Below are 15,295 nucleotides of genomic sequence, written 5' to 3'. Positions count from 1 at the left end.
GTATCAGATAAATTATATAATTTTGCTCCGTGATTAAAACATTTTATCCTGTGGCTAATTTGAATAGACTTAAAGTAGTACTCGCTGAACAGCAAAAAACCGGAAAATGGCTTGCAGAACAGATTGGAAAATCCAATTGTTCCGTAAGTAAATGGTGTAGTAATTCTGTTCAACCAGACCTTAAAACGCTTAATGATATAGCCAATGCCCTTAATATTGATGTGAAGGATTTGATTGTTAGCAGCGCCAACCATAAATGAGTTATTGCCATGGAAGTAAACAAGAAAGAACTCAAAGAACAAGAGTACGCACCCTGTTCATTACTCCTGCACTCCAACAAAAGGGGTGGGCAGTAAGCGTAAATATGCGTGAAGAGTACTATTTTACGGATGGTCGAGTGCTTGTTGTTGGCAACCAACATTCAGTAGCAGTTTCTTAGAATAAACAAATAATCATTAAAACGAGATTCGGTATGTGTGCGTACCAAATTGCAATAGAAAGAAAATGAAAGATTTGACAAATTCAAACATAGAAAGGCAAAATGTACTTAACAACCGTTTTGCGGTCAGTAAAGTACAGGAACATCTTGACATTGAAGGAATGCTCTTTGAGGGAGGGTATCGCTTTACAAAAAAAATGGTTGCCGATTTTTATCAAGTTGATACATCTACAATAGACCGTTATCTGCAATCAAATTCTGATGAATTGAAGCATAACGGATATATTTTATGTAAGGGTAAACAATTGAAAGAGTTTAGGTTTGAGTTTGCTCACCTTATTAATGAGGCGAGCAAAACGCCCCAGCTCGGATTATTTAATTTCCGCTCTTTCTTGAATATGGGTATGCTGCTTACAGAAAGTGCAATAATTCATTAGTGAATTTTAGGCTAAAAAGGTATAAACTCCCGTATATATGTTAAGACCAACAAAAAATAGCAGATGTATGAACATCGAGCCGGTCAAGACGCTCGAACTCTTCTACGAGAGTCATACCTGTGCGGACTTGCATGATAAGAATACAGGCCTTTATCTTTACGGCAACATATATGTAGCAGATGAGTTTATTATGGAGTTGAGGAAATAGTATGAACAAGAACAAAATAACGAGGAAGACGACTAGCGGAGTAAATTGATGCCAGAGAAAACAACAATAATACGAGCTATGAATCTCGGACAAGTATATACAAAACCATCGGTTGCACAATACATGGTCAACCTGTTCACCCTTCCTGCTGAGGCGAGGGTGCTCGATCCTTGTTTTGGACAAGGTGCATTTGTTGATGCACTAATGACAGATGGTAGATACAATGTTATAGGCGTAGAACTTGATCCGAAGAGCTATGCCGCAAATACAGATAAGGCTAATGACCGTTGCAAACTCTATTGTGGAAACTTCTTTGTACTTGATACCGCAGAGAAGTACGATGGCATTGTCATGAATCCGCCATACGTTCGTCAAGAAGAAATTGACGACATGCAGGAGACATACGGAGTAAGCAAGGAGCGTCTAAAGTCACTCATTGACGTTGAGATTGATGCCAAAGCAAATCTTTACATGTACTTCTTACTCTATGCCATCAAATTGCTAAAAAACGATGGTGAACTGATTGTTATCTTCCCTAATAGTTGGGAGAATACCAAGGCTGGCATTAAGTTCAAAAAGGCTTTAACTGCGAATTGTAAGATTGGGAAACACATTACTGTAACAGGTAATCCTTTCGTTGGCGACCCTATTGTAGATGTTGAAATTCTAAAACTGTACAAGACGTCAAGAAGTATAGACATGCTGTCAATAGAGTTGAATGTCGATGGTGATTCCGTTGAGGAACGTGCCATTGCAAACACGAACGATTTAGAATTCGGCAATGCCGTTTCTTTATCGTGGTATGCCCAAATTCGCAGAGGCAAGTCAACAGGTGGAAATAAGATATTCATCAATCCTGCAATGTTCAGCACACAATGTTTGACGGATATACTATCTTCACCCAAAGATGTGAACGGCTTTACAACAAAACAAGCAAAGACGGACAGATACCTGATGATTACAAGTTCAGATATTCAACTTGAACCAGCCGTAACGGAATATCTGGATGAGTGGAAAGAAATCATTAAGAAGGAAGGTGAGCCAAAGGCGTTGTATGACCAGATAGAGCAATCGCCAGAAGCATGGTATGTAACCAATGATATTGGTGCAGGAACAATTGTCTTTCCATACATTATTCGTGACTCTGTCCGTTTTATTCTTAATGAACGTAAGCTACTGGCAAGAGATAATTTCTATGTAATCACCTCTGCAATAGATAAGCGTTTGCTCATGGCGTTGCTGAACAACTACTTTATCTGGTATCAGTTGGAGAAATGTGGCAAGACCTACGGCAACAATGTATTGAAGATACAAAAATATGATGTGGATGACCTGCAAATTATCAGCCCTGAGATAATAAGTAGTGAGGACACAGCACGTTTGAAGGATTTGGCAAAGGACTTGATTGAGAAAGCCGACCTTCAAATTATCAGACAAATAACCGAAGTACTGGCAAAGTACTACGAAAACGATAACATCGAAAATCTGCTGAATGATGCAAGAAACAAAAGACTTAAAAGATAACTACCGAGTAGTAAGCCTCTTTTCGGGAGGCGGTGGACTTGACCTTGGATTCAAACAGGCAGGTTACGAATTGTTGTGGGCAATAGACAACAACAAGGATGCCGTCAATTCCTATCGGAGGAATGTGGACGAGCATATTATACTTGGTGATGTGACGCAAGTTGATTTATCAGCTATACCACATCCCGACGTTGTTGTTGGCGGTCCTCCATGTCAGTCCTTTTCATTAGCAGGCAACCGTCATTGTGATGATGCGCGTGGCCGTTTGGTTTGGCGTTATCTTGAAATCATAAAAGCGCTTTCGCCAAAGGCTTTCTTGTTTGAAAATGTAGTAGGTCTAATTTCGGCTAAAGATAGTGATGGAAATTCTATCCTCGAAGGACTTCTTCAAAAGTTTGGCGAGTTAGGTTACAACGTTAGTTGGAATTTGGTTAATACTGCCGACTACGGTGTGCCTCAGATACGAAAACGCGTTATTATCGTAGGACTTAAAAGCGGTAAGTTTGTCTTTCCTGAAACAACCCACAATCAAGGCGGAACAGAAGGCAAAAAGAAGTGGATAAGTGTTGAAGAGGCTATCGGTGATTTACCTGTTGCTGGGTCTTCAAATGCTATAAGCGAGCACGAGCATCCTACGATGAGTAAACTCGACCAGTACATCTGCGACCATGTAAAGCCTGGTGGCAACTACATGGATATTCCAAACGAAGTTCAATCAGTTCGCATCAAACGCCTAAAACGTGACGGTGGACACACCACATGCTATGGGCGCATGCTTCCCGAGAAACCTTCTTATACGATAAATACCTACTTCAATCGTCCAAATGTAGGTTGTAACATCCATTACAAATACAATCGTATAATTACTTTGCGAGAGGCTATGCGTCTGCAAACATTTCCTGATGATTATGAATTTGTATCTACATCAAAGCAAGGAAAACATCTAATCGTAGGAAATGCAGTACCGCCTAAACTGGCAAATGTACTTGCAAAGCAGTTATTAAAGTATCTTAAATTAAATTCACCCAACACCCCTAAAGAAAGGAAATCAACAATGTGGCTTAGAAATACAGACAAAGAAGTAGAATGCTTCCATCCAGTATGTGGAGAGGCACTCACTTCGGCACTCAAAGCATTAGGAATTGACGACAAGTACGAGGTACAGCACCATCGTTATGTTGGTTCTATTGAAATGGATTTGGTCGTTGCTAACAAAAGTGACAACAAGATTCTTTGTGTCGTTGAGGTGAAGCGAACAGTAGCTGCCGTTAATAGCACTCGTTATCAGTATCAAGCGATGAGTTATGTGCAGTCATTGCGTGATGCTGAACTTGAGAGCAAATACTACATTCTAACAAACCTTGAGGCATCCTGCCTTTTCAAGTTCGACACATCTCGCCCGAATGTTTTTGAACAAATCATAGACCCTGGTATTCAGGTCAACCACTTATTCGCAGATGTTTCTCGTGAAAATTTCATGGAGGATTTGACCGAACAGTATAAAGAATACCTTCAAACTATTCTTAATGATAACGGAAAGTACCTTCTTACATTCAAAAGCTTTGCCAATGAGGTGTCTGATAAACTCGGTAAAGACCTTGCGTGGAAGAAAGCATTGGTATGCCTTTTCTATGAGTACATTCGAGGCTCATTCACAAAGATTGGTAGAAACGGATTGAAAACAATTCCGCAGTTATCAAACAAGGTGGATTTGATTTGCAAAGAAGGTTCACGCATAAACTTCAAGGATATTTTTAATCTTACAAATCTTGGAGCACATGACAAGAATGTAGAGACAAGCAAGAATCTGCTCCAACAACTTTTTGAGTTAGGCAAGACTTATGTTGATGCGGACGAACTTGCAAGCGTTATGCATAAGGTTATCTCTAATGGTCATGAGCATGAAGGTGAAGTTCCAACTGATCCAGAACTTGCGAACCTTATGTTATGGCTGGTAAAGAGTGTTGGTGGAGAAATAGAATCAAATCAGAAGTTAATGGATCCAGCTGCCGGTAGTGGTAGTTTGCTTTGTGCGGCAACTAATGTATTCTCAGATATCACTCCATCTCAACTGGTTGCCAATGATGTAAACAAGAACCTTCTACAGCTCCTTTCTCTAAGAATTGGATTGAAGTTCGCATCTACTATTGATAGAATAAATACTGCAGAGATTACAACTTTGAACATTTCGGAAATGCCGACAAGTGCCTTTGACGGTGTAAAGTACATAGTTATGAACCCTCCGTACTTAGCTGCAACTGGTCGTAACTGTACAGAGCGAAAAGCGGAATTGTATCGCAGAATACGAGAGATAAAAGGAATTGAAGCCACAACTTCTAGCAAAGGACAAATGCCATTGGAAGGTGTATTTGTGGAACTTGTTTCTACCTTGGCGAAAGAAGGTACGATCATAGCAGCCATTCTGCCCAATACTCATTTTACAACAAAGGGTGATGCCTCTGTAGCAATACGCAAAATGCTCTTGGAGGATTTCGGATTGCAAATGATTTTCAACTATCCTCAGGAGAATTTGTTCAATGACGTTATTCAGAACACATCAATTGTGATTGGCATCAAGGGTACTCGTACAGACAACGTCCGTTATTTGTACTGTAACGAGACAGTAACCGAAGTTGATACAAGAAGCATCAGCTATGTGCTTGCTATGCCATTCAGCGAGGAAGGACTTGCCAACATCAATAATGACTTTGAAGGATGTTTGCTGAGCCGCCAATATTTGAATGATACTGTTGATGATGGTTGGCAGATTGGAAATATGAGCAAGCAGGAAGCAATTGGTTTTATTGACAATTACCTTGAAACAAGTGAATTCCTCACGAAACTTTCAAAAAGTGAGTACAACGACTACAAGAGAGGTAAGATAGGAAACTCTGGTTGCACAGACCTTCTTTACCTTAAAGCAAAAGACCCATTCCTTGCATCTGCGAAACGATTGCTTCAAGGTCATCTATCACCAGGATTGAACAATGCAAAGTTTAACAGAATTAATGTTGGTGATGGTGAATCTTATTTCTTTGATGTCCGGAATATGAGTGATGATGCTATCAAGAAAGTCATTAAACAATTCTTGAAGGAAAAGGAATCGAAAGCAAAGAAACAGAGGCAAGACAATAAAACTGCGGTGGATTACCTCGATACATTAAAGAAGGAATCTGAGCGCATCTCTGAAGCCTATTCTGTTATGCTTCCAAGAAGTATTCGTAGTGAAGGTCGCGTATTTGTAAGTACAAAGCCTACATTCGTTTCTACAAACTTCTTTGTGATACAGGCAGATAGCGAACGCGCAAAGATACTTTCGTCTTGGTTGTCTACAATCTTCTATCAGCTTGAATGCGAAGCTTACGGTAACAATCGTAAGGGTTTACGCAAGATGGAGAAAGAAGATTATGAGCCACTTCATGTACCTGCCACAGATGCTTTGTCAGAAGAACAGAAGATGCGAATCGAAGGAACTGCGTTTGACAGTTTCGTTAACTTACGCTCACCAAAACCACGCGAAATAGACAAGGTTTGGGCTAATATCATATTCGGAGAAGAGGCCGAGGAACGCCTTGAAGAGGCAACAACCCTTCTCGCAATACTTGTAGCTAATAGAGAAAAGTAATAATTGATGATTCCCTACATGTTAGACGTTATGAACGATTATAACATGGTGATAAATTTGGAAGTGGTTGGTTAGTCCATCGGCACTATAAAATATTTTGTGTAAATGTAAACTACGGGATTCAGTATGAGTTCCGTAGTTTTTTATTTAATAGCTTTGCAAAATGACGAAGATTATGAAAGAGAAGAATCATGTAGTGCCTGATGAGGTATTAAGTAAGGAGTTCCTTAGCCAGTTCAAGACAGAAGCTGACGTAAGTAAGTTTCTGAAGCAGTTACACGCACAGGTATTGGAGAAAATGCTTGAGGGTGAGATGGATGCGCATCTGGGTTATGGGAAGAATTCGGTTTCCGGTCATAACAGCGGTAATTCCCGTAACGGCAGCTACCCCAAGAAAATCCAAACCGAACACGGCGAGGCTGTCATACCTATTCCCCGTGACCGTAACGGTCAATTCGAGCCCATAGTTGTTCCCAAACATGAGAGTCGTGGGCTTTCTATAGAAAAACTTGTTATCTCCCTATATGCCAAAGGAATGAGCGTGTCCGACATTGAAGAGGAGATGCGTGAGATCTATGAGATAGAACTGTCCACATCAGCCATTTCCATCATTACGAACAAAGTCAACCAGGCTGCTCAGAATGGCAGAACCGCCCTTTGGATCCGGTCTATCTCATAGTTTGGATGGACGGTATCGTATTCAAGGTCCGTGACAACGGAAAAATCATCAACAAGACAGTTTATCTTTGTGTCGGCCTGAGACAGAACGGCTTGAAAGAAGTCCTTGGCATGTGGGTGGGAAAGTCGGAAAGTTCTTCATTCTGGATGGGTGTCCTGACAGATTTGAAGGCCTGCGGAGTACAGGACATACTGATTACCTGCACTGAAACCAGAACGGATTTACCGACACCATACAAAATCTGAATGGGAAAATCAGAAAGTACACTAAATCAAAACTTTCATTCCCCTCGGATGATGCAGTGAAGAAAATGGTATACCTGTCTTTGATGGAGATTGAGAAGAAGTGGACGATGCCGATTACTAACTGGGGATTGATTATGAATCAATTTATGCTTATTTTTGAAAACAGAATCCAGATATAAGAGAACTTATAACTGAATCCTGTATTTTCCATTTACACAAAATTATGGACACTGCCCTGTTTAGGAAGACAATTAAGTAATTCTTTCTTCTGAGGTTCAATACTCTCTCTCAACATATACTTCTGAATGTCAGAATAACAACTCTCAAAATATTCACTTAAAGCAATAGCTGATTTTGTTGAATCTATATCCACAAAATCTTTATGCACCTCTCCACAAGCCCAACGAAAGATTTGCAGGACTAATGCCAAACGAGCCGTTATCATGGGGGCTTTAATCACTCTGCTATCTACCAGTCCATCATCTTGAATTTGATTGATGGCTCGGATTGCATTATTACGCCAGTTTGTAAAATAGACTTTAGCTTCCGAGGAAAAATCCAAAATTGTTTGTGTATTTCTATCATCTCCATTCTCTACAAAAGGTAAACTAATCACCTTGTCAATTATTGATTCCCACATAGTCGAGTATTTATCAAAAGACGAATCTTCATCTGATTGCCAATCAGCAATTTCTTGGAACGATGGATAAACAAAAATAATTCTGTCAAGCGGTCCGTTTTCTTTATAACCTTTCTCTTTCAGTTCGTGCATACGAGTTGTTTGCATCGTACCGACAATATTTATAAAGGGATATTCTATATGAATTGGTATAGGCATACTGCATCTTGAAATATCCAAAGGCTTACCACTGAATGCAGTCAATAGCTGTTCAATAAGTTGTCCTCTGCTGTATTGATTCACGGCATTAAACGTACCCATAATTTCATCCACATATACCACAACACCTCGCTGGTTTTCATCGAGCGCACGCATTAACGCCTCTGGGGTAAAGTCCGATACAATAGTTCTCCGTAAGACAGGTTTGTTTGGCAAGGGAGTAATGTTTTCTTTCTTACCTTTATTACTTTCTATCAGATTGTTGTATTGCTCCATTTCCAGTTTGAATTGTTTGATAGCTTTGGCATCATGCTTGCGAATAGGACGGAAAGCAAAATCCAAAGGTGGAGTTTTGCCCATTCCTGGACGACCTACCAATATCATATAAAGGGCAGGGCTACTAATCCATCCTTCACGAATACGAATATTGATGGCATTACCAATAGCGGTTGAGACTGCTACCAAAAGAGAAGCCATCATGTATTCTATGGAATAATTCTCTTGCCGGGATAAAGCCAATATCATATCTTGGATTTTTACTGGAGAAGTTATGAATTGGGAAGCTTCATTTTCCAAATCCTTTTCCGATTTTATCTTACCAGCATGAAGCCACTCGCCTATTTCTGATTTAAGAAACATGATGCGCTTTCCTCTTTTATGAAATGGAATTTGATGGCAACTCGTCCATCCATATACTGTTTGTTCTGCCGGATGGCTGGGAATATACTCACACAACTCTTTTAAGTTCATCCATTGCTCAGTTGGGATATTGGGACTTGGATTGTTCAGCCCGTCAATCTTGGAATCCAATTCATTCAATGGTGACTATATACTGTCTTACAGCAAAACCCTCTATAAACGATTATACGATTTATAGAGGGTTTATATTTTAATATACTCTAATACTTAACAAGGATTCACACTGTAAGACAATATATAGTTACCCACGCTTGGAATTGTACCCTTACGAATCAAGCGATAAAGAGTTTCTTTGCTTATGCCAAACAAAGCGTATGCTTCAGAAACCGTGATGTACTCTTTGGGTTTGGGTATCTTCTTAACCACTTCGTCCAACCTTTGCAATCTCTGTTCCTCGTCCTTGCGTCGCTTCCACGCAATTTTGGAACATTAGGGAGTGCAATACCACGATCCAATGGTTTTAGCTACAAAGGTTTCTCCACAAACCTTGCATTGACGTGTTATTTCAAATTTTGCTGCTGGCATAACATACGTTTTACTTATATTCTTCATTCTCAATACCGCTGTTTTTATAAGTGTCATATTATCTACTTTTAAGTGTTGGTACAATTATGGTATAAATATACAATAAAAATCCGAATAATAAGCAAAGTCAAAGAAAAGTGATATAAAAAGAAATAGGGCGTAACCCATTGAGCTACACCCTATACTCTTATTTATAGTTATCGTTGTTTACCGATACTTACTTCACTTCCTCAAAGTCAACGAAATCTCTGTATGAGCAACTTGCGTACACGTGTTGCAAATGTCCTGCAAACCCGAAAATAAGCATCCATAAGCAACCACAGCTCTTACTCACAAAAGTACGCTTTTTCTTGCTAAGCAACATGATGTAAACGCATAAAAATCATAAGAAAAGGACTGTTTTAACAGATTCTTCGGTTTTATCCTTACCTTTGTATATGATATTGGGAGTATTGACCCAAACAATAATAAAGAAACTATGCAGATACATAACAATATATTGATAGCGGAATGCTCGTCCTACGATTTCAAAGAAATGCTGGAACGCAAGAAAGTGAAGTCGTGGCTTAAATCCGTATCGGCTTTTGCCAATACGGACGGTGGCAGCTTGTTCTATGGAGTGAACGATGACGGAGTGATTGTAGGTTTGGAGAATCCGCAAGCCGATGCAGACTTTATCAGTGAAATGATAAAGGCAAGGCTTGACCCCGTACCGGAAGTACAGCTTATCCCGATAGAACACGAAGGACATACCCTGCTTGAAGTGAAAGTAAAGGCAGGAATGCTGACTCCTTATTACTATTACCAAGACGGGACACGCACTGCCTATACAAGAGTGGGTAATGAAAGTGTGGAATGTAATTCGCAACAACTTCTTTCGCTGGTATTAAAAGGTACGCACATGACTTGGGACTCACTGCCTACCCAAGTGGATGCCAGCAAACATTCTTTCATCATCCTTGCCAACACTTTCCGTGAGCAAACCCATCAGGAATGGAACGACAAATATTTGGAGTCATTCGGACTTGTCACATCTGATGGCAAATTGACCAATGCCGGACTGCTGTTTGTAGATAATTGCACTGTATTCCAATCACGCATCTTCTGTACCCGTTGGACAGGGCTTTATAAAGACGATGCCATCAGTTCCGTAGAACATCGGGCTAACCTTGTATTGCTCTTAAAATATGGCATGGACTTCATTAAGAACTATACCATGAGCGGATGGGTGAAGATGCCTAACTACCGCCTTAACCTACCCGACTATTCCGACCGTGCTATTTTTGAAGGATTGGTCAACCACCTTATCCATAGAGATTATACTGTAATGGGTGGTGAAGTACATATCGACATTTACGATGATCGCATAGAATTGGTATCACCGGGTGCAATGCTTGACGGTACACAGATTCAAGACCGTGACATATACAAAGTGCCGTCCATGCGCCGCAACCCCGTCATTGCGGATGTGTTCACACAATTGGATTATATGGAGAAACGTGGCTCCGGTTTACGGAAAATGCGGGAACTTACGGAGAAACTGCCCAATTTTCTACAAGGGAAAGAACCGCAATATCAAACGGAAGCGACCTCTTTCTACACCACATTCTATAATTTGAACTGGGGGGAAAACGGAAAAATACCTGTGGAAGAAGTAGCCAACAGGGTAAATAGTACCCTCGAAAAGTACCCTGTAGATGAAAAAAGTTCGGAGAAAACCTTTGGTGATACGCAAGAAAGTTCGGAGAAAGGTTCGGAGATAATGCAAAAAGGTTCGGAGAAAAAGTTTAGAGATTCGAAAAACAAATCTAAGAGTATTGGGAAAACCGCACAAAAGATTATTGATTTCGTCATTTCCGACCCATCAATGTCTGCAGAAGCAATGGCCTATAAAATAGGAATAAGCTCCCGAGCCGTAGAAAAACATATTTCAAAGCTTCGTTCTATGGGGATTTTGTCTCGTGAAGGAGCAGACCATGGTGGCTATTGGCGCGTAATTGTTAACCCTCAAACTGAGCAATAAACTTATGGGAACATCTTTCATACCGCTTTGTGCAATAATTGCCGTTTTGATTATCGCCTTTTTGTTTGCCTCTTTGCCGCAAGTAAACCACAAGATGCGATACAGGGTACTTTATGCAATAGCCATTATCATGCTACTAGCTGTTATCCCTATTAGCGAGTATATGGCTGGTGACACACAAAACTCAAGTAACAATTACCTGCTTGTCCTAATATTCGATATTGCAGTAGGATATTTCTGCATGTACATTATCGCATTGCTGAAATTCAATGTCCTCAAACGAAAGAATCAAGCATTGGAAAATGCCTTGACTGAGAAGCAACAAGAAAATGTAGCAATCCTATTGGAGCACCAGAATGAAAAACAACAAGCACTCCAGCAAAGAGAACTTGAATGGTTGGCGGAGAAAATAAAAATGTTTACCGAAGAAGAACAGAAAGCTATTCTTGCCAATGCTTGCGCATTTGCAGAGCATAACTTGGTAGTAACACCTTCAATAGTGATACAACAAAACAACGCTTGTAGTCAACAAGAACTTATGTATTTTGTTTGCTCTGCTTTTTTCAACATGGGTAAAAAGCGTAGTGATATTGTGAGTTTCTTATATAAAGTCTTTCCTCTCTATTTTCCAGCAGGAGAAGGTACGCTGGCTAAAAAAATGCCAGGGTGGGATAAAGTTAGGGAACGAAGAAAAAAAGAAAATTAGTTAAAGATAAGATTTTAATTATGACAGATATAATAAACACCAGTATTTGCTCAAACTTCTTTACAAATAGAGATAGCAACACCCTTATGAAAGAATTTGAAGGTGTGTTACAGCATAACCCTCAAATCCGTAATCTAGATGCAGTTGTCGGATTTTTACGAGCATCCGGTTATTTTTCCTTACGCCCATTCCTTGACAACATCAATAAGGTTAGGGTACTAATAGGCATTGATGTGGATAAATACATAGCCAAAGCTGCAAAACAAGGGAAAATGTTCTTTGGGGCCGAGGAAGAAGTAAAGGAAGATTGTCTCCGCAAAATAAGACAAGATATTGAACAATCTTATTACCGTAAAGAGGTAGAGGATGGGATGTTTCAAATGGTACAAGATTTAATTGATGGAAAATTAGAATTACGTGCCCATCCATCCAAGAGAATTCATGCAAAGATTTATGTACTTTATCCCGATGAGTTTAACCAATACACTCAGGGTATGGCTATAACTGGATCAAGTAATTTAACGGGTAATGGACTTGGTATCTCAGAAGACTGTCAATATGAGTTTAATGTCAAATTAAATAGGTACGATGATGTCAAATTTGCAAAAGATGAATTTGAATTGCTTTGGAAAGAAGCGGAAGGATGTGAAATCACAGCTGAAGATGTAAAAATATCTATTGACCGTACATATCTAAAAGGAGATGTGTCACCGTATGAATTATACATCAAAATGCTGATGGAGTATTTCTCAGACAGAGTAATGGCCACAGATGATAACAACCCTTTTGATATGCCAGAAGGGTACACTAAATATGACTATCAAATGGATGCAGTGGAAGAAGGTTTCCAAAAGTTACTACGTTATGATGGCTTCTTTCTTGCGGATGTAGTAGGTCTTGGAAAAACTGTCATTGCAACCATGATTGCCAAAAAGTTCTTGGTAGAGAATGGACGGGACAAAACCAAAATACTTGTAGTATATCCTCCTGCTGTTGAACAGAACTGGAAAGCCACATTCAAGGATTTCGGCATTGATAAATATGCCAATTTTGTTTCCAATGGAAGTTTATCCAAAATTTTGGATGAGGACAATTACAATTATTGGAACGCTGATGAGTTCGACCTTATATTGGTTGACGAGGCACACAAATTTCGTTCACATACAACAGCCGCATTTGGACAACTGCAGGAAATATGCAAGATGCCTCGTATTGAAACAGGGAATATACCTGGTTATAAAAAGAAAGTCATGCTTATTTCTGCTACACCAATGAACAATACACCTGCTGACATCTATAACGAAATACAACTCTTTCAAGATCCACGCCATTGTACAATTGATGGAGTATCAAATCTGACAGCCTTTTTTGCACCCCTTATAAAAGAGTTCAAAAGGTTGCGTAGAGAAACAGATTTCAATGTCAGTCATTTTAAGAAACTGGCAGAGCGTGTACGCGATAGGATAATTAAGCCATTAACTGTACGGCGAACCAGGACGGACATAGAGAGCATACCTCGTTATAATAAGGATGTGAATGGTTTCCCAAAAGTAGAACGCCCCATTGAGAAGCGTTATGAATTAAACGAGCATCTTGCAGACTTATTTGAACACGCAATGCTCACGCTTGAAAAGGAATTGACTTATGCACGTTATCAAGCTATTGCTTATTTAAAGCCAGAAGCAGCACCTGGATTATATGATAATGCAGAACTTATAAGCCGCAGTTTAGCAGGTATCCGAAAAAACGGATTGGTAAAACGTCTGGAAAGCAGCTTCCATGCTTTCCAAGTGTCATTAGACAATTTCTGTCAAGCAAATCAGAATATGCTTGATATGTTTGAGCGAGACAAAGTGTTCATTGCTCCGGATCTTGATATCAATATACTATTGGAATCGGGTCTAAGCGATGAAGAGATAGAAGAAAAGCTAAACGCCAAAGCAGAAGACAATCCCAAAAACGCAGTATTCACAGCCTCCGATTTCAAACCGGAATTTATTGAAATGCTGCACAACGACCAAGAAACACTTGAAAAATTACGTTCTGAATGGGCTAATATAACAGATGAAGATGATTCGAAATTTGCAAAATTCAACGAATTGATTAAACACGAATTGTTCAAGTCCGAGCGTAATCCTGAACAAAAATTAGTCGTATTTTCCGAGTCGGTTGATACTGTCGAATATTTAGCTAAACGTATAAATCGTAAGGATGTATTAGTTATCTCTGCGGACAACCGTAGTAAGCAATTCAAAACTATCCGTGAGAATTTCGATGCGAACTACAAAACAAAGCTCAATGATTATAATATTATCCTTACTACAGATGTGTTGGCTGAAGGTGTGAACTTGCATCGCGCTAACGTAATTGTGAATTATGATACCCCGTGGAATAGTACACGTTTGATGCAACGTATCGGACGTGTAAATCGTATTGGTTCAGTATCCAAACATATCTACAACTACGTATTTTATCCTTCTCGTGAAGGTAACCGCGAAATTAACCTTAATCAAATCGCATTAAGCAAGATTCAAACTTTTCATTCCACGTTTGGGGAAGATAATCAGATATACTCGCAAGAGGAAATCCTTGACCGTAACCTTAGTAAACTTTTTGATGAAGGAATGAAGCGGCAGAAAGAAGAATGCAATCAAGAACTTCCGTTTTATGAAGAATTGCGTGCGCTCTACCAGACAAATCGCAGAGAGTACAACCGTATAGCCAAACTTTCACTACGCAGCCGTACTGGACGTGAGACAAAGGAAGTTGAGGGTGTTACACTTTCAAATGACACACTTGTCTTTTTGAAGACGAACTTCCGCAAGATGTTCTTTTTGGTGTCAGAAACAGCAGAAGAATTGTCCGTGCTTGATGCTCTTAAATATTTTAAGGCGACCAAAGAAGAGCAGTCGGTAGAACGCATAGAAGCACATCATAAACATATAAATATGGTATTAAAGAAATTTCGCAAAATGCAAGATGATGAAATGCGTACGCAAGAAACAAATCACGATGAGCAAACTGCAATGGGCGTACAGGTCAGTACGGCTGTCGGCCTATTAAACCGATTTATTCGCGAGATTGACGATAATGACCTGTTCATAAAAGTAGTGCAATTAAAGACCTTGGCCGAACGAGGCGTCATCACTTATATTGCCAAGCGTTTGCAACGTATTCATAAAGATTTGCTTCGAGTTGGCAGTAAACGTATGACCCATGATGAAGCTTTTGCAGAAATAATAGAAATGGCCAAGAAGTATGCACCATACTACACAGCCCAAGAATCATTGCTAAATGAGCAAGAAACCGAAGCCGAAATAATTTTATCCGAATCGTTTAACTAAAAA

Annotated in this window: 8 protein-coding genes and 3 pseudogenes; 9 read left to right on the top strand and 2 right to left on the bottom strand. The window is 39.6% G+C overall.

The window, feature by feature from the left end; translation table 11 throughout:
* Nucleotides 1-50: 50 nt before the first annotated feature.
* The 6 genes and pseudogenes from Q0110_RS16530 (at nucleotide 51) to Q0110_RS16505 (ending at nucleotide 7,336) form a co-directional block, all read left to right on the top strand.
* Nucleotides 51-260, top strand: coding sequence for a helix-turn-helix transcriptional regulator (locus Q0110_RS16530; RefSeq protein WP_297908957.1), 210 nt, complete (start codon nucleotides 51-53; stop codon nucleotides 258-260).
* Nucleotides 261-504: 244 nt separating this feature from the next.
* Nucleotides 505-861, top strand: a pseudogene (locus Q0110_RS16525) (DNA-binding protein); the annotation flags it as partial.
* Nucleotides 862-943: 82 nt separating this feature from the next.
* Entirely contained in the window at nucleotides 944-1,084 is a 141-nt protein-coding gene (locus Q0110_RS16520) for a hypothetical protein (RefSeq protein WP_297908993.1), read from the top strand.
* 78 nt (nucleotides 1,085-1,162) lie between these two features.
* On the top strand, nucleotides 1,163-2,608 hold the full coding sequence (locus tag Q0110_RS16515; RefSeq protein ID WP_297908955.1) for an N-6 DNA methylase: 1,446 nt from the start codon (nucleotides 1,163-1,165) through the stop codon (nucleotides 2,606-2,608).
* Nucleotides 2,577-6,233: a BpuSI family type II restriction endonuclease gene (locus Q0110_RS16510; protein ID WP_297908953.1), complete on the top strand. Its 3,657-nt coding sequence runs from the start codon at nucleotides 2,577-2,579 to the stop codon at nucleotides 6,231-6,233. Before Q0110_RS16515 ends, Q0110_RS16510 begins: the two co-directional genes overlap by 32 nt.
* Before the next feature lie 163 nt (nucleotides 6,234-6,396).
* A pseudogene (locus tag Q0110_RS16505) lies at nucleotides 6,397-7,336 on the top strand (IS256 family transposase).
* 32 nt (nucleotides 7,337-7,368) lie between these two features.
* On the opposite strand, the gene Q0110_RS16500 reads toward Q0110_RS16505, so the two are convergent.
* Together Q0110_RS16500 and Q0110_RS16495 are read right to left on the bottom strand one after the other, a co-directional pair.
* The gene (locus Q0110_RS16500) at nucleotides 7,369-8,634 is read right to left on the bottom strand and encodes a DUF3987 domain-containing protein (RefSeq protein ID WP_366139695.1); all 1,266 of its coding nucleotides are present in this window, start codon (nucleotides 8,632-8,634) and stop codon (nucleotides 7,369-7,371) included.
* A 306-nt stretch (nucleotides 8,635-8,940) separates the two neighbouring features.
* A pseudogene (locus Q0110_RS16495) lies at nucleotides 8,941-9,219 on the bottom strand (helix-turn-helix domain-containing protein); the annotation flags it as partial.
* A 478-nt stretch (nucleotides 9,220-9,697) separates the two neighbouring features.
* Here Q0110_RS16495 and Q0110_RS16490 point away from each other — a divergent pair.
* Genes Q0110_RS16490 through Q0110_RS16480 form a run of 3 tightly spaced genes read left to right on the top strand, consistent with a single transcriptional unit; the run spans nucleotide 9,698 to nucleotide 15,292 of the window.
* A complete protein-coding gene (locus Q0110_RS16490; protein WP_297908949.1) occupies nucleotides 9,698-11,242 on the top strand; it encodes an ATP-binding protein in 1,545 nt (514 codons plus the stop codon).
* Nucleotides 11,243-11,246: 4 nt separating this feature from the next.
* Nucleotides 11,247-11,948, top strand: a complete 702-nt coding sequence (locus Q0110_RS16485; RefSeq protein ID WP_297908947.1) for a hypothetical protein — start codon at nucleotides 11,247-11,249, stop codon at nucleotides 11,946-11,948.
* Nucleotides 11,949-11,968: 20 nt separating this feature from the next.
* Entirely contained in the window at nucleotides 11,969-15,292 is a 3,324-nt protein-coding gene (locus tag Q0110_RS16480; protein WP_297908945.1) for a helicase-related protein, read from the top strand.
* Nucleotides 15,293-15,295 lie beyond the last annotated feature (3 nt).

It is taken from the genome of uncultured Parabacteroides sp., from assembly GCF_947855115.1.
GTDB lineage: Bacteria > Bacteroidota > Bacteroidia > Bacteroidales > Tannerellaceae > Parabacteroides.
This window is presented reverse-complemented; position numbering and strand designations above follow the sequence as displayed.